This is a genomic window from Streptomyces sp. NPDC045956, from assembly GCF_056430705.1.
Genome location: NZ_JBWKKZ010000008.1, coordinates 120,357 through 122,714, shown reverse-complemented (window position 1 = coordinate 122,714; position 2,358 = coordinate 120,357). Strand labels below are relative to the sequence as shown.

Genomic DNA, 2,358 nt, shown 5'->3' with positions numbered 1-2,358 from the left:
TGGGGGTTGGAGGGGGGGTGGGGTGGGGTCGCTGGGGGAGGCCGGGGGGGGGGGGCCGGGTGCCGCATTTTTTGTCCCCCCCCCCCCCCGCCGCCGTCATGCCGTTCCGCGACTCGCGTCGTTCAGCGGTCCGAATCCAGCCGCGCCGGTTCGCCGTCCCGGCCCCGGAGGGGCTCCAGGTCCTCGTCCGCTTCCAGGTCGGCGTCCAGGTCCTCGTCCAGGTCGAGGTCCTCCTCCAGGTCCTCCAGGTCGGCGCCGCCGCCGGCGGCGTCCTCGTCCTCGTCGACGCCGTCCATGCCGTCGTCGAACTCCTCGTCGAACACCGCGCTGACGTCGAAGCGGCAGACCACGTGCTGAGCGTCGACCTGCTCGAACGGGGCCTCCAGCCACTCACCGGCGTCGGGGGTCTCCTCCGCGGCCGTGACCCAGAGCGTGGAGTCGCCTTCCTCCAGGCCGAACTCCTTGTGCCGGGAGGCGATCTCGTCCGGCTCGAACTCACCGAACAGCAGACCGAGCGCCCCGTGCACCGTGCCCGAGGCCGCCGCCCCCACGCCCTCGTCGTCCGCCGCCTCGATCCGGCGGGCCTGGGCCATCAGCCGCTGCGGCTCGGCCACGGCGTAGTCACGGCGGATCAGGACGCTCAGCGCGTTCGGCTCCTCGGGCCCCGTGTACGGCGGCAGCGAGTCCTCCGCGTCGGGGATCTCGAAGGGGGTGACCTCGTCGTAACGGTCGTAGAGCAGTTCGTCGTACGCCTCCGCGGCCGCGGCCAGCTGGTTGAACGCGTCGTAGACGGCCGGGTCGTCCTCCCCCGACCGGCGTTCGACCGCGGCCAGGTGGCGGTCGAGCGCGGTCTTGACCGCCTCGGCGGCGGCGCGTACCTCGGCAGCGGTGGGCTGCGCAGCATCAGACATAGTGCAGACGCTATCCGTACCGGACCCCAGCCCGCACAATAGATGCGATGCCGGAATACGAATTTGTCGACGTGTACGTGCCACGCGGGGTCTCCCGCAAGGAGACGACGCGTCTGCTGACGGACCACGCCGAGTACGGACACTGGGAGCTCTACCGCCTGAGCCTGCTGCGCGACGGCAGCCGCAGGGTGCGGTTGCGGCGGCGGATCATCCGCCAGGTGCGCGCCACCTGGTGAGCCGGGTGACCGGCTCGACCGGGCGGAGTGGCGCGGACCGCGGTGACGGACGCCGCGGTGACGGAAACGGAGCGGGCCCCGCCGGTGCGGGGCCCGCTCGACGTGCCGCTCCTGCGGCCCCGGTCACGCCGAGGCGCGCGCCTTGCGGTAGAGCACCGTACCGGCGAGCAGCGCGCCCGCTCCGACGGGGAGGGCGAGGCCCAGGGGCAGGCCGCTGCCGGTCTCGGCGAGCTGCGCACCGCCGGAGGGCTGCGCGACGGCCTGGGCACCCGGCTGGTTGCCGCCGGGGGAACCACCCGGCGTCTCGTCGCCCGGACCGGGCGGGGTGCCGGGGTTTCCGGGGGTGCCCGGGTCACCAGGGTTACCCGGATCACCAGGGTTACCCGGATCACCCGGGTCTCCAGGGTTACCGGGGTCACCGGGGTCTCCAGGGTTACCCGGGTCTCCAGGGTCGCCCGGGTCACCGGGGTTACCCGGATCACCGGGATTGCCGGGGTTACCGGGCTCACCGGGGTCCCCCGGGCCGCCCGGATCACCCGAGCCCCCGTTGTCGCAGTCGTTGCCGGTGGTCGGATTGAGGACGCCGATGACGGAGACGCTGTTGCCGCAGACGTTCACCGGCACGTGGATCGGCGCCTGGATGTGGTTGCCGGAGCCGACGCCGGGCGAGTCCGTGGCGTGTCCGCCCGCGTGCGAGCCGCCGTGCGAACCGCCCTGCCCCCCGTAGCCGCCCTGGTCCCCGTAGCCGCCGTCGTCGCCGTACCCGCCGGACGGACCGCCGCTCCGGTTGGCGCACGAGTTGCCCATCGCGGGGTTGAGGACGCCCACGACGTCGACCGTGTTGCCGCAGACGTTCACCGGCACGTGCACCGGTGCCTGCACCGTGTTGCCGGACAGAACGCCGGGCGACCCCGAACTCGCTCCGTGCGCGCCCGAGTCCGCGTGGGCGGTGCCGCCCGCGGCGGCGATCACGCCGGTGGCCGCCGCCATCGTCATCAGGCCCTTGCGGGTGACCTGTCGCATTTCCTGAATCCCTGCCTTGCCCTGGTCCCGTGGATACGGGAATGCCGAGAATTCCGACGCTGCCGTCGTTTCCCCGCCCCCTGTGGCCGCACAGTCCGTCGGGCCCAGAGAGCTTGGGGTGTGCTCCCTGTGCCGCAGGACCCCACCCCCCCCGGGCGAGGGACAACCTCCCCTTTTTTCTTCGACGT

General features: G+C 73.1%; 3 protein-coding genes. 1 reads left to right on the top strand and 2 read right to left on the bottom strand.

The genetic code is table 11. From position 1 onward, the window contains the following. Window positions 1-122: 122 nt before the first annotated feature. The gene (locus AC07FV_RS22015) at window positions 123-911 is read right to left on the bottom strand and encodes a hypothetical protein (RefSeq protein WP_479089037.1); all 789 of its coding nucleotides are present in this window, start codon (window positions 909-911) and stop codon (window positions 123-125) included. Between the two features lie 47 nt (window positions 912-958). Between AC07FV_RS22015 and AC07FV_RS22010 the strand changes: the two genes are divergently transcribed. Next, window positions 959-1,147, top strand: coding sequence for a DUF5703 family protein (locus tag AC07FV_RS22010; protein WP_027758838.1), 189 nt, complete (start codon window positions 959-961; stop codon window positions 1,145-1,147). Between the two features lie 123 nt (window positions 1,148-1,270). Here the strand turns inward: AC07FV_RS22010 and AC07FV_RS22005 are convergent, their stop codons facing one another. After that, window positions 1,271-2,170 (bottom strand): chaplin, encoded by a 900-nt coding sequence (locus tag AC07FV_RS22005; protein ID WP_479089036.1) that lies wholly within the window; start codon window positions 2,168-2,170, stop codon window positions 1,271-1,273. Window positions 2,171-2,358 lie beyond the last annotated feature (188 nt).